This is a genomic window from Bradyrhizobium sp. SRS-191 (assembly GCF_024586915.1).
Lineage (GTDB): Bacteria > Pseudomonadota > Alphaproteobacteria > Rhizobiales > Xanthobacteraceae > Bradyrhizobium.
Window position 1 is genome coordinate 134,217 of the sequence record NZ_JANBVS010000009.1, and the last position, 20,010, is coordinate 154,226.

The window sequence follows — 20,010 nt, forward strand, 5'->3', positions numbered from 1 at the left end:
GCCCTGAATGCATGACGCGGAGGTATCGGCCCGCCAAATGCAGGCCGAGGGGTCGCCGTACCACGGCAATCGGAAGCAGGGACGAGACGACCTCAACCAGCGCCGCTCAATTAGTTCCGTGCAGCAGAACTCCGCCGGGACATGCGTCCGCGCACGCGATCGCGCCAGATGAAAGTCGCGACAGGATCAGCACAAAAATTGATCAGAAACTCAGCGCCGCATCCGCGCGATGGCACCCGCGACGATCTGCATCGCCACCCCGATCACCCATCCCAACAGGATCAAGGAGGTCCAGACGATGTGCGGATCCTCGCGCAGAATGATGATGCTGACGGAAAAGAAGGCGGTGAGAGTCGCGAGAAAGGTACCGACCGCGCTCAGGAATTCGGCCGTATCGATCTTGTTCGTATCTGGTACGTCTTCATCCGGAGGATGAAACGGCAGTTGCGGGGTGTCGATGCCGAGATAAAAACCGGCCGCACCGGACAGCATCATCGCCAGCAGAAAGCCCTGGCTGGTCAGCACCGGCACGCTGGAGCCGACATGAGCTCCGACGAAGACACCACAGGCCGCCCCGGCCAAGGCAAGGCCGGAGCGTTCGAGAACATGGGCAAACTTCCGGATGCGAAACCGCATGATCTGCTTCCCGAATGTCGGATGCGCCACCGGCGCAGCGGATTTGACGCTCCGGACCTCCTAGCGGGGAGACCGTCACCCGAGCGTCAAACCCGAAGCTCCACTCGCTCGAAAATTTTAGCGAGTTTTGCAGTGGCGCCACATCTGCCGGAGCCGGATCGTCGGGGCGGCAGACGTGGACGCAGAACGCTAGGCGGCCCGGGTCATATCGGCATTGAGATGGCGCAACCTCGGCATCACCTCGTGCTTCAGCAGCCGCAGGGAGTTGTGCCAGGCTTCCGGCTTGTGCTTGTAGTCGAAGCCGAACACGCACAGCGTCCCGAAGCCGCCGACCTCGTGCCAGATCTTCTCGATCTTCTCGGTCACCGTCGCCGGCGAGCCGATGATCCAGTTGCGCTTGGCGCAATAGTCCACGGTCACGTCGGAATCCACCACGTCGGGTGAATGCTTCAAATAGTCCTTGAAGCCGAAATGACTGAGCAAGGGCAGGAAGTATTCGCCCATCATCCGGCCCATCATGTCGCCGGTCGACAGCCGCCAGGCCTCCTCGTCCGTCTCCGCGACGAACACCTCGCGCACCAGCCGCCAGTCGTTGCGGCTCGGCTTGCGGCCGGACTTGGCGGCGCCGGCCTCGACGGAATCCCAGTGCGACGACACATAGGCGGGGTTGAGGTTGAGGCTCATCGGAATGAAGCCGCGCTCGCCGGCGAGCTTGAGCGTGTCAGAATTCTTCGACAGGCCGGCGACGCCGATCGGCGGATGCGGCGCTTGCACCGGCTTGATGTGCGGCTTGAGGAAGTCGAACATCACATCCGGCTTGGTGACCGTCCAGTACTTGCCCTTGTGCGTGAACGGCGCCGGCTCGGTCCACAGCCGCAGGATGATCTCAAGCGCCTCGCGGGTCATCTCGCGGTTCTGCCCGCTCATGCCGTCGACGTTGAACATCGCCCAGTCGCTCGGCAGGCCGGATGCGGCAATGCCGAAATTGAGCCGGCCGTCGGAGAGATGATCGAGCATCGCGACGCGGTTGGCGAGCTCGGCGGGATGATGATAGGGGAGCAGGAAACCGCCGGGGCCGAGCCGGATGTTCTTGGTCTCGCGAAAGGCCTGCGCCAGGATCAGGTCGGGCGCCGGATGCGGCTCCCAGGGCGCGGTGTGATGCTCGCCGATCCAGGCTTCCTGATAGCCGAGCTCATCGAGCCAGCGCAGGACCTGAAGGTCCCATTCCTGCCCTTCTTTCAACCCGCACTCCGGCGGATGCGAGGGCATCGTGAAGTATCCGATTTCCATGGCGCTTTCCTCTCGCGTTTATACTGCGGCGCACCTTTGTGATGCGCTCATCGTCACGCGAGACGAAACACGACCAACGGAGTCGGCAACGCCGCACGTGGTCTGCGAAGTGTAGCACTTCATGAGCCGTCGACAATCACCGACTGCGCGAGGGCCGGGTACACGTCAGCGCAGATCGCGACTATTTGAGGCCCGTCATGGGTGATGGAAAGCGACCGGGAGGTTTCTCCGACTGGAGTCGCTGCACGAGGTCCGGTGGCAGGTAAACCGTGGGCCGCGGCGGGGCAGGTGCGGCCGACTGTCCGCTGTCCGCACCATCCACCGCAATGGTTCGAACTTTCGTTGCCGACGCAGCCGCGGCAGTTGCGGTCGCAGGCACGAGGCGGGTCGCGACATGCTCCCTGAGCAGTTCGGCATGGTCAGGAAACCACATCGAGCTCGGCTCCGCCATGTTGGCGCGTTCGGCAAAGGCGCGAGTCAGCCCCAGATTCTGCAGCCGCTCCTCTTCGATCGCAATGGTCCGGCCGCGCTCGGCAGCGGTGATTCCGCGATAGGAGGGTTGATGGAAACCGAGCCGTGCATCTGACACGACGATACGGTCCTTGCCCCCCAGGAAGACAATGGTGCAGGCGGACAGGCATTGCTTCTCGACCAGGGTCGACAATCCGCGCGCCTTGATCAGGTCGGACATCCGTTGCGCCTCGCGGATGCGGCCGCCGGCTGAATCGAGACGCACCGTCTTGACCTCCGACATCGCGTTCAGGAAGTCTTCCAGCTCCTTGGCCGTGCCGTACTTGATGCCACCGCTGAATTCCAGCATTTCGCCAGAGGCGAGGACCTTGAATTGGTGCGGTCCCAGCGAGCTGTCGCCCCCGGCGATTTCGGCAAGGCCTGCGATCCGCGGCAGGCCTTGCGTGAAGAATTGCCAAGCCGAGATTCCGACGCCGAGCGCGACCATGATCTTTGCCAGGCCGCCCCATGCGCTGCTGTCAGCGCTGCCATAGCGCGTCGACGAGCGCCAGATGCCGACGCTCTGCCAAAGCGTGAACAACAAGATGCAGAGCCATATCACGCACATCACGACGAGCGCCGGCAGCGGCTGCGCATCGAATCCCTGCTGCGCGACCAGCGCCGTCACAACCTCGGTCGCGAGCGTCGCGATCACGCCAAGCAATGCTCCGTTGACCCAGTACGACACGGGCAAGGACAGCTCACCGCGCCAATGCCGGGCAAGGTAGCTCGGCTGCGGGCTCAAAGGCGCGGACGAGAGCGGAGTAGACGGCTCGGCACTTGCCCACCCGCGATCAACGCAATAGACGGCAGTGGCCGCGAACTGGTCGTACCAGCTATCGCTTCGGGCGTAGACTTGGCGCCATGTCGCAAGGCCGGCGATCAGCAGCGGAGCATAGGATGCGAGCGTCAGGCCAATGATCAGAGATGCCGGCAGCGCGGCGATATCCAGGAATGAGAGCACGACCGACCAGATCAGCGCGGGACTCACGACCAGGAGCAGAAGGCCGTAACGCCGCCAGGCCGCGGCATTCGTCACCGCACCGCCATCGGCGCGCGCCAGACGAATACGACAGATCCTTCGGCCGGGCGTGCCGGCGGCCGTGTCGAACAGGGCGCGCAGGACCAGCAGCAGCGGCAGCAGGACAATCCCGAGCGAGAGTCCCTTGACCGGAGTGCCCTCCGCATCAAGCATGCTGTCGACGTGGATTTCCTTGGTGAACGGACCGTCCTGCGTGACCTGCGCGACCCGCACCATGCGGGCAGAGGGCAGGCCGAACACGCTGTTTGTGCAATCGACGATCCGGTTGGGCTTCAGATCGGCAGGCACGGCGACCCCGGGCGGGATCGCGTCAAGCTTTCTGCAGCTGATGGCATAGATGCCGTCCGCAAACTGAACGCGGCCGTGGCTCAGCGGAAACAGGATCAACGCGCAGACCTGCAGAATGGCCGCGATGGCGATCATGTCGATCAACAGCGCGCCAAGCCGGCGCCAGACTCCGGCGCGCTTGGTGATGCTACTGAGATCCTGGTCTGTCGCTAACCGCTCGGCGAACATCGCTTGCCATGACCCGCCACATGCGGCACTGCCTTCGCACGCTACCTGGAATTGACTACCGGGGCAAGCGACCACTCCCGGAGGCGAGCGTTCAGCGTGCGCCGAACGTCGTCTTGCCGAACAGCTCCTTCTGCGTCGACGGCTGCGAGCGCCAATATTGCGGAGGCGCGGCAACCTGTCCGCCGAGCTCGGCGGCGGCATGCCAGCCCCAGCGCGGGTCGTAGAGCATGCCCCGGGCGAGCGCGACCATGTCGGCCTTGCCGGATGCCACGATGTCTTCTGCTTGCTGCGCCTGCGTGATGAGGCCGACCGCCATGGTCGGAAGCCCCGTGGCCGTCTTCACGGCTTCGGCGAACGGCACCTGATAGCCGGGCCCGAGCGTGATCTTCTGCAGCGGGGACGCACCGCCCGAGGACACATCGATCCAATCGACACTGCGGCGCTTCAGCTCGTTCGCGAAGACGATGGTCTGATCGAGATCCCAGCCACCCTCGACCCAGTCCGTCGCCGACACGCGCATGCCGACCGGCTTGTCAGCCGGGAAGACGGCGCGCACGGCATCGAACACTTCGAGCGGGAAGCGCATGCGGTTTTCCAGCGAGCCGCCGTAAGCGTCGCTGCGCTGGTTGGCGATCGGCGACAGGAACTGATGCAGCAGATAGCCATGCGCGCCGTGCAGCTCGATCGCATCGATGTCGAGGCGGGCGGCGCGTTGTGCCGCGGACACGAAAGCATCGCGAATGCGGACCAGCCCGGCAGTGTCGAGCGCCTCCGGTGCAAGCTCACCGTCCTTGTGCGGCAGCGCCGACGGCGCGACGGTCTGCCAGCCGCCTTCATTGAGCGGAATCTGCTGGCCGCCGTCCCACGGCTTGTGACTGGAAGCCTTGCGGCCGGCATGGGCGAGCTGCATCGCGATCGCCGTCTTCGAATGCTTGCGCACCGAGGCCAGGATCGGCTTCAGCGCCGCTTCCGTGGTATCGTCCCACAGTCCGAGACAGCCGGGCGTGATGCGGCCGATCGGCTCGACATGCGTCGCCTCGATGCAGAACATCGCCGCGCCGGACAGCGCCAGCGTGTTGATGTGGGTGAAGTGCCAGTCGTTGGCCGCGCCGTTCTCGGCCGAGTACTGGCACATCGGCGACACGACGATGCGATTGGCGAGCTCGAGGTCGCGCAGCTTGATCGGAGAGAACAGGGCGCTCATGCTGAGTTCCAGGTTATGAGTTGATCGTGTGATCTTATCGACCAGTGTCGGCGATGGCGCGGTCGCGGTCAACGCGGCCGGCGCGATGCAGCGCAGCTCATTCCAGCAATGTGAACTGCAGCAGCAGCGTGCGCTGGATCATCGAGAAATTGTCGTCGGAGACCAATGTCAGCACGGTCTCGCCCTCCGGCGTGACATGCGCATCGATGCCTTCGAGATTATCGATCTCCTGGCCGAGATCCGCGGCGAAGATCGCGGGACCATCGACCAACCCGCCCGGAGCAATATCCGCAAGCTTGATGCGGCGAATCCGGATGCCGACACCGTTGAACAGCGAGAACTTGCGCTCCAGCACCAGCAGGTCGCCGGACGGCAACAACACGCCGTCGCTGACATCGAAATCGTTGCTGCGCACGATGCTGAACTGACCCGCCGATGGACCACCGATCAGGAACGCCAGCAGATTGCCGTTGGCATCGAGCCCGCGCTCGGAGATCGCGATCACGGTGCCGGCGAGCGGCAGCCCCTTCGGCACGACAACCAGCGCCTCCAGCCCCTTGTTGTTCGGCAGGCGCTTTGCCGCAGGCGGCAGCGGGATAATCTCGCCACGCGCGCCGGTGCCACCCTTGGCAAAGTCATAGCGCAAGAGCTGATTGACGCGTTCGAGGCCGACATAGACGAGGTCGCCGTCACGGGCGAGCGACTCCGAATCGTACCAGCCGCGATCGGTGATCGGCCGGCCGTCGGGACCGAGCAGCGGCGCTGCTTCGACATCGCCAAGCCCCGCGATGTCACGCCCGGAATAGACGATGCGGCCGGTGAACCAGCCGCCCTTGTCGCTGATCGCGAGGAAGCGCTCGCCCTTTGCGTCCAGCCGGATGCCGGAGAGCCCGCCGAAGCCCGGATAGGAGGAGGTCAGTGCCACGCCGCTGCGATAGTGCAGCATGCCGAAGCGCAGATGCGTGCGGTCGCGCAGGTCGAACGACGGCAACGGTCGCGCTTTGACTTCGATCTTCGTCGCCGAGGCGACGGAGTGCTCGTCAACGGCGGCCCGTCTCCGCACGGGAGGCGTCGCCGACTGCGCACCGGCGCGACCGGGCAAGGCGACCGCCGACACCCCACCGAGGGTCAGCGCGAGAAAGCGCCTGCGGTCGGCGATCGCCTGCAGCGACATCGTGAGCGGGGCCCCCTCCCCGCCCCCTCCGAGACGGAGGAGGCACGCGTCCGATCGAGCGACCGGCTTACGAGTGCAGCTTGCGCTTTGGTGCGCGCGCGGGCTGCTGTGGCGCAGTGTGCGTCTCGGTGAACAACTCGGCGAGCTTCTCGGTGATGGCGCCACCGAGCTCCTCGGCGTCCACGATCGTCACCGCGCGTCGGTAGTAGCGCGTCACGTCGTGGCCGATGCCGATCGCGATCAGTTCGACCGGCGAGCGGGTCTCGATCTCCTCGATGATGTGGCGCAGGTGACGTTCGAGATAGTTGCCGGGGTTGACCGACAGGGTCGAGTCGTCGACCGGCGCGCCGTCCGAAATCATCATCAGGATCTTGCGCTGCTCGGGCCGGCCGAGCAGGCGCTTGTGCGCCCAGTCGAGCGCCTCGCCATCGATGTTCTCTTTGAGCAGACCCTCGCGCATCATCAGGCCGAGATTCTTCCGCGCGCGGCGCCAGGGCGCATCGGCGGACTTGTAGATGATGTGACGAAGATCGTTGAGGCGCCCCGGATTGGCCGGCTTGCCGGCGGCGAGCCACGCCTCGCGCGACTGCCCGCCCTTCCAGGCCCGCGTCGTGAAGCCGAGAATCTCGACCTTGACGCCGCAACGCTCCAGCGTGCGGGCGAGAATGTCGGCGCAGGTCGCGGCCACCGTAATGGGGCGTCCGCGCATCGAGCCGGAATTGTCGAGCAGCAGGGTCACGACGGTGTCGCGGAAGGTCGCCTCCTTCTCGCGCATGAACGACAGCGGCTGATAGGGATCGATCACGACGCGCGACAGCCGGGCGGGATCGAGGATGCCCTCTTCCAGGTCGAACTCCCAGGCGCGGTTCTGCTGCGCCATCAGCCTTCTCTGCAGCCGGTTGGCGAGCCGCGCCACGATTCCTTGCAGATGCGCAAGCTGCTTGTCGAGATAGGAGCGCAGCCGCTCCAGTTCGTCATGATCGCACAGATCCTCGGCGGCGATGATCTCATCGAACTTCGGTGCGAAAGCGTGATACTCCGGTCCGCGCGGCTCATTCGCGCCGTTGCGGTTCGGCCGCGTCGCCTCGCCCGGCGTTTCGTCGTCGCCGAGTTCGCCGTCGTCGAGCGTGTCGGAGGCCGAGGCCTGCGCCGCCTCCATCGCGCTCTCCGACATCTCGTCCGATGTCGTCTGCGCTTGGTCGGCGCTCATCTCCTGCGCGGCATCGGACTCGGGCGAGCCTTCGGCGCCGGACTGATCATTGTCGCCGTCGCGATTGTCGTCGTTGTCCTCGTCTTCTTCCGAATCGGCGTTGCGTTCGTCGCCGAGATCCAGCGCCGACAGCAAGTCGTGAACGAGATCGCCGAACTTGGCCTGGTCCTCGGTGAAGCGGCCGAGCTCATCGAGACGCGAACCGATCTTGTCCTCCAGGAACGGCCGCCAGAGATCGACGACCTTGCGCGCCGCATTCGGCGGCGCCATGCCGGTCAGCCGCTCGCGCACCATCATCGCCAAGGCATCCGACAGCGGCGCATCGGCGCGGTCGGTGATCTCGTCATACTTGCCGCGATGGAAGTGATCGTCGAGCATCGCCGTGAGGTTCTTGGCGACGCCGGCCATGCGCTTGGCGCCGATCGCTTCGACCCGCGCCTGCTCGACCGCCTCGAACACGCCGCGCGCCTGCGGATTGCCGGGGATCAGCTTGCGGTGAATTTTTGGATCATGACAGGCGATCTTGAGTGCGATCGAGTCGGCATGGCCGCGCACCACCGCCGCATCGCGCTTGGTCATCTTGCGCGCCGGCTCCGGCAGCCGCGCCTTGCCCGGCGCCAGGCCCGGCCGCTCGGCGGCGAAGGAGACATCGAGCTCCGGCGCGCGCGCGATCGCGCGCAGGCAGCCGGTCACCGAGCGCTTGAACGGCTCGGTCGGCGCTTCCTTGGTGCCGGGACGGAGTTTGCTGTTGGATGTGGTCATCTGATCCCTGCGGCTATCGTCCCGGCGAACGCCGGGACCCATAACCACCGGCGGTCATCCATTCGTATCGACGCCAACTCCAGCCGCCAACTCCAGCCTATGGCCGAAACGTTACGGCGTATGGGTCCCGGCGCGAGGCCGGGACGACGCCAGTTCAGCTCAGCGCGACGTTGATGGCGGATTCCGGCAGCTCGGCATTGAAGCAGCGCTGATAGAATTCCGCGACCAGCGGACGCTCGAGCTCGTCGCACTTGTTGAGGAACGTGACGCGGAAGGCGAAGCCGATATCGCCGAAGATCTCGGAGTTTTCGGCCCAGGTGATCACCGTGCGCGGGCTCATCACCGTCGACAGATCGCCATTGGCGAACGCATTGCGCGTGAGATCGGCGAGCCGCACCATCTTGTTGACGGTGTCGCGGCCCTGCGCGTTCTGATAGTGCTTGGCCTTCGCCAGAACGATCTCGACCTCCTCGTCATGCGCCAGATAGTTCAGCGTCGTGACGATCGACCAGCGATCCATCTGACCCTGGTTGATCTGCTGCGTGCCGTGATACAGGCCCGAAGTGTCGCCGAGGCCGATCGTGTTGGCGGTGGCGAACAGGCGGAACGCCGGATGCGGCTTGATGACCTTGTTCTGGTCGAGCAAGGTCAGCCGGCCCGAGACTTCGAGCACGCGCTGGATCACGAACATCACGTCGGGGCGGCCGGCGTCGTATTCGTCGAACACCAGCGCCACGTTGTGCTGCAAGGCCCAGGGCAGGATGCCGTCGCGAAACTCGGTGACCTGCTTGCCGTCCTTGACGACGATCGCGTCCTTGCCGACGAGATCGATACGGCTGATGTGGCTGTCGAGGTTGACGCGCACGCAGGGCCAATTGAGGCGGGCGGCGACCTGCTCGATATGGGTCGACTTGCCGGTACCATGGTAACCGGTCACCATCACGCGCCGGTTCTTGGAAAAGCCGGCCAGGATCGCCAGCGTGGTGGCGCGGTCGAAACGGTAGTCGGCATCGACCTCGGGCACGTGCGGGTCGGTTGCGGAAAAGGCCGGCACCTCAAGGTCGCTGTCGATCCCGAACACCTGCCGCACCGACACCTTCATGTCGGGCACACCGGTCATCTCCTGCGCATTGGTCGTAGCGGCGGTCGTCATTCATCCTCCGAGGTCCCGGGCATTCCCGAAACCAGATTTCATGGTTTGGCTGCGGTTGAAGGGCTTCGGACGCCAGCCTAGCAGAGAGCACGCGCGGGCAGAAGCCTAAGCCTTGATCAAAGTTCCGTCGTTATATCATCGAGATAGGCATGGGCCGACGTTTTTGGAAGGCTGCCCTGCGTATCGCGCCACCTTTTGGCCTCACGACGGGTCCGGCATTCTGACGTGGCACTCGGGGGTGGGGTTCCTACTTATCGAACAGTTCGTCATTTCTCCGTCATACCCGGCAGGACTCGTGTGGCCCATCTGCTCGACCCCTTGATCGCCTTCGTCTCCGCCCATGCGGGACTGGCCTATCTCACTTTGTTCATGGCGGCGCTGCTGGAGGCCGTCCCGATCGTGGGCTCCGTGGTCCCGGGCACGACCATCATCCTGGCGCTGAGCGCGCTCATCCCCGGCGGCGAGCTGACGCTGCAATGGGTGCTGGCGGCCGCCATTCTGGGTGCGGTGATCGGCGACGGCGGGGCGTTCTGGGTCGGCCATCGCCAGCAGCGCGAGATCCTGACGGCCTGGCCGTTCTCGAACTATCCGCGGCTGGTGGCGCAGAGCGAGGCCTTCTTCCACCGGTTCGGCACGCTGGCGATCTTCTTCGCCCGGTTCGTGGCGCCGATCCGCGCTGTGGTGCCGATCACGGCGGGCGCGCTCGACATTCCGCCGACCCGCTTTTACGCCGTGAACATTCCGGCGATCGTGCTGTGGGCCAGCGCCCACGTGCTGCCGGGCGTGTTCGCCGTCCAACTGCTGCATCGCTATGGCGGCATTCCGCATCACAGCCACATCGCCAAGTCGACCTGGATCGTCGCGGCGGTCGTGGGCACGATCGTCGTCTGGCTGGTGCTGAGGACGTTGCGGAAACGGCGCGAGACGCAGCTGGCGGCAGGCTCTGCAGAATAGGCGCGGGCGACACCCGCTACAGCGTTTCGAGGCTGGAAGCGCGCCCCGGGATGGGTCCGGTATAGCGCGCCCGGGGCCGGATCAGCCGGCCGAACTGGAGCTGCTCGCAGGCATGCGCGATCCAGCCGACGCAGCGCGCCATCGCGAACAGCGCCAGCTCGCTGCCGGCCGGCAGCCGCAGGCTGTGCACCAGCACGGCCAGCGCATAGTCGATGTTGACGAACTCGCCGGTGGCCTCCGCGATCCGCTCGGGCACCTCGCGGGTAAACTTGCGCGGCGCGCCGGCGCGCGTCAGCGCCTCCAATAGCGAGATCGCGCGCGGATCGCCGCGCTTGTAGACGCCATGCCCGAAGCCGGCGAAGCGCTCGCCCAGCGCCACCCGCTCGCGGATCAGCGGCGCCACGTCGCGATCGATCAGCGTCTTGACCAACTGCGAGGCCAGCACGCCCGCGCCGCCGTGCTGCGGACCCTTGAGGGCCGCAAGGCCCGCGATCACGGCATCATAGAGGCTCAAGCCGGTGGAGGCCGCGCAGCGGACGGTGAAGGTCGAGGCGTTCAGCTCGTGATCGGCCAGCAGCACCAGCGTGCGGCGGATCAGGTCGGGCGCATGCTTGTGCTCGGGCGCCCAGGCCTTGGCAACCTGAACATGCAGGGGCTCGGCAGACGGCGGCCCATTCAGCATCGTCGCGACCACGAGCCGAACGATGCGCGCGCCGACCAGCGCGCGACCGTCGGGAGCACGGTTGAACGCGGCGAGGTCTGCATGTGTCGCCAGCGCCAGCACGGCGATGGCGCGGTCGATCGGCGCCGCGCGCCGTGCAGCGTCGGCGATGCGGCTCATCTCCTCCGAGATGTGCGGCATATTCTCGGCCGCGAACGGGTCGATGGCCGTGACATCCCACAGCAGGGTCGCCGCATGCTCCAGCGAATCCCGCTCGGCCAGTTCGACGCAGTTCACCCCGCGATAGATCGGACCGGCCTCGGTGATGGTCGACACGGCAGAGTCGAACACCGGCAGGTCAGCATCGAAGCTGCGGAACGCGCGTGGCTCGGGCGCCGGCGCGCGCCGCTCCTTCAACGCCCGGATATCCTCGGCGCGATAGCGGTTGCTGCGGGAGTCGGGCGACGGCTCGGAACGGACCAGGCCACGGCTGACATAGGCGTACAGCGTCGCCGGCGTGATCGCGAGTTCGGCGGAGGCCTCACGAGCAGATAGGTAAAGACCACTGTCTTTTTTCATATTGATCAGCTTAATCAAGATTGATCAATCCGTCGACGGGGCGAATCTTACGGACGTGACCATTCACGCAGGAGATCGCGCCATGACCATCCAGCTTTCGAAGTCCCCCATCGGCCTCGACGGTATTCCCGCCGCCGAGACCGTGCTCAGCCATGTCGACGGCCAGCAGGGCGAGCTGATCATCGCCGGCAGCCGCGTGGCCGACCTTGCGGCCGCCAGCGGCTTCGAGGGGGTGACGGCCCGGCTGTGGAACGCGGCGACCAAGCGCAGCATCAGCGAGGCGGATGTCCGCGCCAGCCTCGGCCAGGCGCGCCAGCGCGCGTTCGCCCGGCTACCCGAGCTGCTTGCTGCGACCTCCGGGATGTCGATCATCGATGGCTTCCGCGCCGCCGTTGCAGCGCTGCGCGTCGAGGCCGGTCTTGACGACGAAGCCACCATCGTCGGCGCCTGCCCGGTGATCGCCGGCGCCCTGGTGCAGCGCGCCAGGGGCGCCCAGCCGATCGCTCCGAACCCGGACGTGAGCCACGCCGCCGACACCCTGCGCATGGTGCGCGGCGACACGCCGGCCGATGGCGAGGTCGCGGCACTCGATACCTATCTCGTGACCGTCAGCGATCACGGCATGAACGCCTCGACCTTCGCCGCCCGCGTCGTCGCCTCGACCCAGGCCGACCTGTTCGCCGCGATCACCGCCGGCTACTGCGCCCTGACCGGGCCGCTGCATGGCGGGGCGCCGGAGCCGGTTCTGGAAATGCTGAACGCGATCGGGACGCGGGAGAACATCAAGCCGTGGGTCGATGCGGCGCTGGCGCGGGGGGAGCGGCTGATGGGGTTCGGGCACCGGATCTATCGGGTCCGCGATCCCCGGGCCGATGTGCTCAAGGCCGCGATCGAGCGGCTGGCGGGGAGCGGGGCGGATCTGCCGTTCGCGAGCGAGGTGGAGGCTTACATCCGGCAGGCGTTGCGGCAGAAGAATCCCGACCGGGTGCTCGACACCAATGTCGAGTTCTTCACCGCCATCCTGCTCGACGCGCTGAAGATTCCGCGCCAGGCGTTCACGCCGATCTTCGCGGTGGCGCGCGCCACGGGCTGGACCGCGCATGCCCGCGAGCAGCAGCGGACGGGGCGGCTGATCCGGCCGAGCTCAGCCTATATCGGGCCGAAGCCCTAAAACAACGAACGGCGCGCGGCAGCCTCGCTGTCGCGCGTCAGCCCTTCACCACCGTCTTGAGATAGTTGTAGGCCTTGATGATCTCGATCAGGCGATCCTCGGTGGAGCGGTCGCCGCCATTGGCATCGGGATGGTGCTGCTTCACCAGCGCCTTGTACTTGACCTTGACGTCCTCGAGCGTGGCGTCGGGGCCGAGGCCCATCACCTGCAGCGCCTTTTTCTCGGCGTTGAACACCTTGCGCGTCTCGGCCTTCGGCGCCGACTGCGCACCCGGCCGCCAGCTGCCGCGGCCGTTGATCTCGGCGAACACGCTGAACGGATCCGACGCATCGCCGAGATCGGATTCGGCATTGCCGGTGCCGCGCTTGCCCGCGGTATTGGCGCCCATCTTCCAGGTCGGGCGATGTCCGGTCAGCGCGTCCTTCTGATAGCGCGCGACCGCATCGGCATTCATGCCGGAGAAGAAATTATAGGACTGGTTGTACTCGCGGACGTGATCGAGACAGAAGTGCCAATACTCGCGCTGGTTCTCGCGTCCCTTGGGCGCGCGATGCGAACCCTTGTTCTTGCAGTCCGGCCATTGGCAGGGCTGGGCCTCCTCGCGCACCACCGGCTGCCGCGCAGCCGTCTTCTTGGGCTTGATGCGGATGGAGTCGAAGAATTTGTTTGAATCGATCGGCATGGCGGACTTTGACTACGCAACGCGAAAAGCTTCAAGTCTTGACATTGCGAATACCTCAGGCGGGGACCGCCGATTGACGAAAAATAATTTGATGCGTATTTCCAGAGACCATGCGGACCCAGGATGCTATCATCGAAAAGTTGCGCGAAGCTTTCTCTCCGGAGAGCCTCGATGTGCAGGACGAATCACATCTGCATGCGGGCCACATGGGACACCGTCCCAGCGGTGAGACCCATTTCCGCGTGTATATTGTGTCGCAGGCCTTCGCCGGCAAGAGCCGCGTCGATCGCCATCGCCTGATCAACGCCGCATTGTCCGAGGAACTTGCCGGCTCCGTGCATGCGCTTGCGCTGCATGCGAAGGCGCCGGGCGAAGCCTGATCCCGACCACTCCCACCGATTAGAACGCCGTACCGGCTCGGCGCGGCCGTGTCTCCTCCGTTTCTCCACGGGGCACCGGCACGATGCGCAGCGCGGTGATGCGATTGCGCTCCCGGCGCAGCACGCGAAAGCGAAAACCGTGGAACGTGAAGCTCTGGCCACGCTCCGGGATCGAGCGCGCCTCGTGGATCACCAGACCGGCAACCGTCGTTGCCTCTTCATCAGGCAAGGTCCAGTCCATCGCGCGATTGAGATCGCGGATCGGCACCGAACCGTCGACGACGACAGAGCCATCCGGCTGCACGCGCACGCCGGCGACCTGCACGTCCTGCTCGTCGGAAATGTCGCCGACGATTTCTTCCAGGATATCCTCGAGCGTGACGATGCCTTCGACCTCGCCATACTCGTCGACGACCAGCGCGAAATGCGTCTTGCGGCGGCGGAACGCTTTGAGTTGTTCCGACACCGAACGCATCTCCGGAACGAACCAGGGCGGCAGCGCGAGTGACGCCACATCGATATGCGTCACATCGCCTTCGGCCGCGCGGATCGCACGCAGCAGATCCTTCGCATGCAGCACGCCGATGATGTTCTCCGGCGTGTCGCGCCACAGCGGGATGCGCGTGTATTCCGACGCCAGCACCTCGCGGACCAGTTCCTCCTGCGGCAGGTCCGCATTCACCATCACCATCTCGGTGCGGTGGACCATCACGTCTGACACCTGCAGCTCGCGCAGGTCGAGCAGGCCGCCGAGCATGTCGCGATCCTGCTTCTCGACCTTGCCCTCGTGATGCAGCAGATCAACCGCGCCGCGCAGGCGTTCCGTCGGCGACAGGATCGGCTGGTTGGCGCCGACCTTGAAGCCGATCAGCCGCATCAGGACGCGCACGATCGCCTCGATCACCGCGAGCACCGGACCGAGCACGAAGACGGTCGCCCGCATCGGCCGGGCCACCGCGAGCGACACGCGGTCCGGCGCGTTGATCGCGATCGTCTTCGGCAGCACCTCGGCGAAGATCACGACCAGCGCGGTCATCACGCCGGTCGCGTAGAGCACGCCGACCTCGCCGAACCAGGCGGTGAAGATGCCGGTCGCCAGTGCCGACGCGCCGATATTGGCGATGTTGTTGCCGAGCAGGAGCGCACCGATCAGCCGCTCGCGCATGTCGAACAGGCTCGACACCACGTCGGCCTCGCGATTGCCCTGCTTCGACAGGCGCAGCATCGAGGCGCGGGAGGCGCCGGTGAGCGCGGTCTCGCTCAGCGCAAAGAAGGCGGAGCCGGCGAGGAGGAGGATGACGATGGTGAGGGTGAACCAATCCATGACGCCGATGTCACTCTCGATGGAAGCCGCCGATGATGCCCCGCCACTGCTCAACGTGGCGTAAAGCTGCGATCAGCCGCGGCGGTGCAATTTGGCCTGCAGGAAGTCGCGCACCCGCACGGGATCGACGTCCTTTGCGATCACGGCGCGGCCGATCGCTTCCATCAGGATGAAGGTGAGCTTGCCGCGCTTCACCTTCTTGTCCTGCGCCATCAAGGCCAAAAGCCGGTCGGCGTCGCCGACACCCTCTTGGGCAAAGCCGGCGATATCCTGCAGATGGGTCGGTAAGCCCACGGCGGCAAGGTGACGCTCGATCCTCGTGACATCGTCCGGCGGCAGCATGCCGAGCTCGGCGGAGAATTGCGCTGCCAGCACCATGCCGACGGACACGCCCTCCCCATGGAACAGCCGGTCGGAGAAGCCGGTGATGGCCTCCAGCGCATGGCCGAAGGTGTGGCCGAGATTGAGCAGCGCGCGGTCGCCGGTCTCGCGCTCGTCGCGGGCGACGATCGCGGCCTTGGCGCGGCAGGAGGTCGCGACCGCATGCTCGCGGGCCGCGCCGCCCTTGACGATGTCGGCGTGGTTGGCCTCCAGCCAGGCAAAGAAGCTGGCGTCGCCGAGCAGGCCGTATTTGGCGACCTCGGCATAGCCGGCGCGGAACTGGCGCGGCGACAGCGTGTCGAGCACCGCAGTGTCGGCGATCACCAGCACCGGCTGGTGGAACGCGCCGAGCAGGTTCTTGCCCTGCGGTGAGTTGATCCCGGTCTTGCCGCCGACCGAGGAATCGACCTGCGCCAGCAGCGAGGTCGGCACCTGCACGAAATCGACGCCGCGGCGCAGGATCGCGGCCGCGAAGCCGGCGAGATCGCCGACCACGCCGCCGCCGAGCGCGATGACGAGATCGTTGCGTTCGATCTTCGCGGCGATCAGCGCCTCGCTGACCTTCTCCAGGCCGGCATAGGTCTTGGAGCCCTCGCCCTCTTCGACCACGATGGTCGAGGTGGGGATGCCGGCCTCGGCCAGAATCGCCTCGGCCGGCTTCAGCCAATGCGTGGCAACGGTGCGGTCGGTGACGATGGCCGTCCGCACGCCCGGCCGAAGCGCCGCGATCCGCTGTCCGAGCGTCGCCAGGACGCCGCGGCCGATGACGATGTCATAGGCGCGGTCGCCGAGCGCGACATCGACGATGATCGGATCGGAATGCTTCAGGGGTGCCGTCATCGGAGTGCGCTCATCGCCTGCGGAGGATCGGGTTGAATCGGATCGGGTTGCGGCCCGTCCGGCTGCCCCTCGGTTTCGGGCGGGGCCAGGAAAGCCTGCAGCGCCTCCAGGCAATCCTCGACGACGCGGTCATGCGGCACGTCGCGCGAGCAGATCGTGATGTCAGCGGTCTGGTAGACCGGCTCACGCTCGGTCAGCAGCCGCGCGACGGTGCCTTCGGGATCTGCGGTTTGCAGCAGCGGGCGATCCGCGCGGCGCCGGACCCGGCGCATGATCACGTCGGCATCCGCCTTGAGCCACACCGAGACAGCTTTTTCGTGGATGCGCTGGCGCGTCTCCTCGCGCATGAAGGCTCCGCCGCCGGTGGCCAGCACCGTCGGCCCGGCTTCCAGCAGCCGGGCGATCACCCGCGCCTCGCCGTTGCGAAAATAATCCTCGCCGCGCGCCTCGAAGATCTCCGGTATGCTCATGCCGGCCGCGGTCTCGATCTCCGTGTCCGCATCGACGAAAGGCAGCCGCAGCCGCGCCGCGAGCCGCCGGCCCACCGTCGACTTGCCGGCGCCCATCATCCCGACCAGCACGATCAGCCGCTTGCCGAGGCCCGCGACAATCGCGGCCTCCGGAGCGGCTGGGCTGGGTGCTGGTTGGGTCGTATCGGTCATCCCTCCGCTTCTAACCCAGCCCCTGCTGCTTTCAAAGGCATCCTGTTCCGCGTCACGCCAACCCCGGACGTCGTTCCGGGGCGCGCGCGGCGCGAGCCCGGAACCCATAACCCCAGGCAGATGTCGTGGAGCGAGATACCCACCACCAGCCTGCACCATACGGCATGCTGTGGGTATGGATTCCGGACTCGTCGCGCTGCGCGGGCCGCCCCGGAATGACGGAGCAAGACAACTGGTCATCGGACGACGGGCCGGCAGCGCGGACTTGCCAGCCGGGTGCGAACATGTTGGATGAAACCGTTCCTTCCCTGGTGGCCTCTGCGACCCCGATGCCCAGCCTGTTCCGCTTCCTGACCGTGATCGCCGTCATCGTCGGCGTGGTCTATGGCGCGATCTACGCGCTGGCGAATTTCGTGACGCCGAAGTCGCGCGAGATGACGGTGTCGATCCCGCCGGACAAGTTCCAGAAGAAATGATCCGCGCGGTCGCCGCGAACCGAAAAGCCACAGGGCATTGATTAAGATTTTTACGATTGGCTGAGGCGGCCCGGCGCCGCGATATCGGCCAGATTTGCGGTCACCGCTCGACGTGCCGGCGCGAATATCTCGAACTGATTCGATCGCCTCGGACCCAGCGGAATCCACACTATGAAGGTCAAGGCCTCCGACGCCCGGCTGATGAGCCTGTTCCTGGACATGATGGCTGCGGAACAGGGCGCCGGCCAGAACACGCTCGACGCCTATCGGCGCGATCTCACCGACTTCTCCGAGTTTCTCACCCGCAAGGCCGACAGCTTCGCGACCGCCGACACCCAGGCGCTGCGCGACTATCTCGCCGATCTCGACACGAGGGGCTTCAAGTCCTCGAGCGTGGCGCGGCGGCTGTCGGCGATGCGGCATCTGTTCCGCTTTCTGCTGAGCGAGCGCATCCGCAGCGACGATCCCGCCGCGATCCTGTCCGGCCCGAAGCGCGGCCGGTCCTTGCCCAAGGTGCTGTCGATCGGCGACGTCGACCGCATGCTGACCAAGGCCAAGGAGCTCTCCGAGGCCGCCGACGCCTCGCCGTCGCAGCGGCTGCGCGCACTGCGGCTGTATTGCCTGCTCGAGGTGCTCTACGCCACCGGCCTGCGCGTCTCCGAGCTGGTGGCACTGCCGCGCACGGCGGCACGCAACGACGCTCGCATGATCGTGGTGCGTGGCAAGGGCAACAAGGAGCGGCTGGTGCCGCTGAACCAGGCCTCGCGCCAGGCGATGGCGGATTATCTGGCTGTTCTGGACAAGCAGAAGCCGGAGAAGAAGGCCAGCGCCACCTTCGGCAAATGGCTGTTTCCCTCGTTCGGCGAGAGCGGCCATTTGACCCGCCAGCACTTCGCCCGCGACCTCAAGGAGCTCGCGGTGGCGAGCGGCCTGCCGGCCCGGCTGGTGTCGCCGCACGTGCTGCGCCACGCCTTCGCCAGCCACCTGCTGCACAACGGCGCCGACCTGCGCATCGTCCAGACCCTGCTCGGCCACACCGACATCTCGACCACCCAGATCTACACCCATGTGGTCGAGGAGCGGCTGAAGAGCCTGGTCCGCGACCTGCACCCCCTTGCCGAAACCTGAGCCGGCCCCACACTTTCCCGCAACCAAATCCTCTAGCGTGACGCGGCGCCCGCTTGACTTCGCGCCCGTCTGCGCTGAAAGAGCGCCATCCTGCCCGCGATCCCGGCGTGATGCCTGGAGTCCGGGCACCGATCGACCCTTAAGCTCCTGAAGTCCCACGTCTTCAGGTCCGAGGGCCGAGCCGATCTCGTCTCCCAGCGCTCTTCCTTCAGCTCTTCCATGCCGGATCCCATGCGCAGCTACCTCGATTTCGAAAAGCCCGTTGCCGAGCTCGATTCCAAGGTCGATGAACTCCGGGCGATGGCCGCCTCCGGCACCGATATCGGCGAGGAGGTCGGCCGGATCGAGGAGAAGGCCGGCCAGGCGCTGGCCGAGCTCTATGCCAATCTGACGCCGTGGCAGAAGACGATGGTCGCGCGGCACCCGCAGCGGCCGCACTTCACCGACTTCGTCAATGCGCTGATCACCGAGTTCACGCCGCTCGCCGGCGACCGCAAGTTCGGCGAGGACGCCGCTCTGCTCGGCGGCTTCGGCCGTTTCCGTGGCGAGCCGATCTGCGTGATGGGCCAGGAAAAGGGCGCCACCACCGAATCCCGCCTCAAGCACAATTTCGGCATGGCCCGCCCGGAAGGCTACCGCAAGGCCGTCCGGCTGATGGAAATGGCCGAGCGCTTCGGCATCCCCGTGCTGTCGCTGGTCGATTCCGCCGGCGCCTATCCCGGCATCGGCGCCGAGGAGCGCGGCCAGGCCGAGGCCATCGCCCGCTCCACCGACGCCTGCCTGGCGCTGGGCGTGCCGAACGTCGCCATCATCACCGGCGAGGGCATGTCGGGCGGCGCGATCGCGCTGACCACCGCCAACCGGGTGCTGATGCTGGAGCACGCGATCTACAGCGTGATCTCGCCGGAAGCCGCCTCCTCGATCCTCTGGCGCGACGGCACCAAGGCGCAGGAAGCCGCCAACAGCATGAAGATCACGGCCCAGGACATGCTGCGCTTCGGCGTGGTCGATACCATCCTGAAGGAGCCGGTCGGCGGCGCCCACCGCGACCCCGCCGCGATGATCGCGGCCACCGGCGAGGCGATCGCCCAGGCCTTCGACGAGATGAAAGGCCTCGATGGCGATGCCATCCGCAAGCAGCGCCGCCAGAAGTTCATCGAGATCGGCCGCAAGCTGAGCTGAGCCGGCCTGCCCGCGTCTGCCGCTCGCGGATTTGTGAGTCTTTCCAGCCGTTTGGCCGCATTTCGGCCGTGGCGGCGCGGTCTGCTGTTTAGA

At 66.1% G+C, this 20,010-nt stretch carries 18 protein-coding genes; 6 read left to right on the forward strand and 12 right to left on the reverse strand.

Going from position 1 to position 20,010, the window contains the following annotated elements:
• Positions 1 to 210: 210 nt before the first annotated feature.
• From NLR35_RS18080 to cobS, 7 genes are all read right to left on the reverse strand, one after another.
• A complete protein-coding gene (locus NLR35_RS18080) occupies positions 211 to 636 on the reverse strand; it encodes a hypothetical protein (protein ID WP_257167873.1) in 426 nt (141 codons plus the stop codon).
• A 189-nt stretch (positions 637 to 825) separates the two neighbouring features.
• Positions 826 to 1,926 carry an LLM class flavin-dependent oxidoreductase gene (locus NLR35_RS18085; protein WP_257167874.1) on the reverse strand — a complete coding sequence of 367 codons (1,101 nt, stop codon included), beginning with the start codon at positions 1,924 to 1,926 and terminating at the stop codon, positions 826 to 828.
• 181 nt (positions 1,927 to 2,107) lie between these two features.
• A complete protein-coding gene (locus NLR35_RS18090) occupies positions 2,108 to 3,994 on the reverse strand; it encodes an RDD family protein (RefSeq protein WP_257167875.1) in 1,887 nt (628 codons plus the stop codon).
• Positions 3,995 to 4,085: 91 nt separating this feature from the next.
• Complete coding sequence (locus NLR35_RS18095; protein ID WP_257167876.1) at positions 4,086 to 5,198, reverse strand: NADH:flavin oxidoreductase/NADH oxidase; 1,113 nt, start codon at positions 5,196 to 5,198, stop codon at positions 4,086 to 4,088.
• Positions 5,199 to 5,295: 97 nt separating this feature from the next.
• Complete coding sequence (locus NLR35_RS18100; protein WP_257167877.1) at positions 5,296 to 6,372, reverse strand: esterase-like activity of phytase family protein; 1,077 nt, start codon at positions 6,370 to 6,372, stop codon at positions 5,296 to 5,298.
• 67 nt (positions 6,373 to 6,439) lie between these two features.
• Entirely contained in the window at positions 6,440 to 8,344 is a 1,905-nt protein-coding gene (cobT, locus tag NLR35_RS18105) for a cobaltochelatase subunit CobT (RefSeq protein WP_257167878.1), read from the reverse strand.
• A 154-nt stretch (positions 8,345 to 8,498) separates the two neighbouring features.
• A complete protein-coding gene (gene cobS / locus NLR35_RS18110; RefSeq protein WP_257167879.1) occupies positions 8,499 to 9,497 on the reverse strand; it encodes a cobaltochelatase subunit CobS in 999 nt (332 codons plus the stop codon).
• A gap of 297 nt (positions 9,498 to 9,794) precedes the next feature.
• On the opposite strand from cobS, the gene NLR35_RS18115 reads away from it, so the two are divergent.
• Entirely contained in the window at positions 9,795 to 10,451 is a 657-nt protein-coding gene (locus tag NLR35_RS18115) for a DedA family protein (RefSeq protein ID WP_257167880.1), read from the forward strand.
• Between the two features lie 16 nt (positions 10,452 to 10,467).
• Here the strand turns inward: NLR35_RS18115 and NLR35_RS18120 are convergent, their stop codons facing one another.
• Positions 10,468 to 11,691: a citrate synthase family protein gene (locus NLR35_RS18120; RefSeq protein ID WP_257167881.1), complete on the reverse strand. Its 1,224-nt coding sequence runs from the start codon at positions 11,689 to 11,691 to the stop codon at positions 10,468 to 10,470.
• A gap of 82 nt (positions 11,692 to 11,773) precedes the next feature.
• Between NLR35_RS18120 and NLR35_RS18125 the strand changes: the two genes are divergently transcribed.
• Positions 11,774 to 12,862 carry a citrate synthase/methylcitrate synthase gene (locus NLR35_RS18125; RefSeq protein WP_257167882.1) on the forward strand — a complete coding sequence of 363 codons (1,089 nt, stop codon included), beginning with the start codon at positions 11,774 to 11,776 and terminating at the stop codon, positions 12,860 to 12,862.
• A 37-nt stretch (positions 12,863 to 12,899) separates the two neighbouring features.
• On the opposite strand, the gene NLR35_RS18130 is transcribed toward NLR35_RS18125, so the two are convergent.
• Positions 12,900 to 13,544: a J domain-containing protein gene (locus tag NLR35_RS18130; RefSeq protein ID WP_257167883.1), complete on the reverse strand. Its 645-nt coding sequence runs from the start codon at positions 13,542 to 13,544 to the stop codon at positions 12,900 to 12,902.
• A gap of 110 nt (positions 13,545 to 13,654) precedes the next feature.
• Between NLR35_RS18130 and NLR35_RS18135 the strand changes: the two genes are divergently transcribed.
• Positions 13,655 to 13,924 (forward strand): BolA family transcriptional regulator, encoded by a 270-nt coding sequence (locus NLR35_RS18135; protein WP_257167884.1) that lies wholly within the window; start codon positions 13,655 to 13,657, stop codon positions 13,922 to 13,924.
• A gap of 19 nt (positions 13,925 to 13,943) precedes the next feature.
• On the opposite strand, the gene NLR35_RS18140 is transcribed toward NLR35_RS18135, so the two are convergent.
• The 3 genes from NLR35_RS18140 to NLR35_RS18150 form a co-directional block, all read right to left on the reverse strand.
• Positions 13,944 to 15,248, reverse strand: coding sequence for an HlyC/CorC family transporter (locus NLR35_RS18140; protein WP_257167885.1), 1,305 nt, complete (start codon positions 15,246 to 15,248; stop codon positions 13,944 to 13,946).
• Between the two features lie 72 nt (positions 15,249 to 15,320).
• On the reverse strand, positions 15,321 to 16,469 hold the full coding sequence (gene aroB, locus NLR35_RS18145) for a 3-dehydroquinate synthase (protein WP_257167886.1): 1,149 nt from the start codon (positions 16,467 to 16,469) through the stop codon (positions 15,321 to 15,323).
• The gene (locus NLR35_RS18150) at positions 16,466 to 17,131 is read right to left on the reverse strand and encodes a shikimate kinase (RefSeq protein WP_257168025.1); all 666 of its coding nucleotides are present in this window, start codon (positions 17,129 to 17,131) and stop codon (positions 16,466 to 16,468) included. Before NLR35_RS18150 ends, aroB begins: the two co-directional genes overlap by 4 nt.
• 329 nt (positions 17,132 to 17,460) lie before the next feature.
• On the opposite strand from NLR35_RS18150, the gene NLR35_RS18155 reads away from it, so the two are divergent.
• From NLR35_RS18155 to NLR35_RS18165, 3 genes are all read left to right on the forward strand, one after another.
• A complete protein-coding gene (locus NLR35_RS18155; protein ID WP_006613638.1) occupies positions 17,461 to 17,607 on the forward strand; it encodes a hypothetical protein in 147 nt (48 codons plus the stop codon).
• Between the two features lie 171 nt (positions 17,608 to 17,778).
• Positions 17,779 to 18,735, forward strand: a complete 957-nt coding sequence (gene xerD / locus NLR35_RS18160) for a site-specific tyrosine recombinase XerD (protein ID WP_257167887.1) — start codon at positions 17,779 to 17,781, stop codon at positions 18,733 to 18,735.
• Positions 18,736 to 18,954: 219 nt separating this feature from the next.
• Positions 18,955 to 19,917 carry an acetyl-CoA carboxylase carboxyltransferase subunit alpha gene (locus NLR35_RS18165; protein ID WP_257167888.1) on the forward strand — a complete coding sequence of 321 codons (963 nt, stop codon included), beginning with the start codon at positions 18,955 to 18,957 and terminating at the stop codon, positions 19,915 to 19,917.
• Positions 19,918 to 20,010 lie beyond the last annotated feature (93 nt).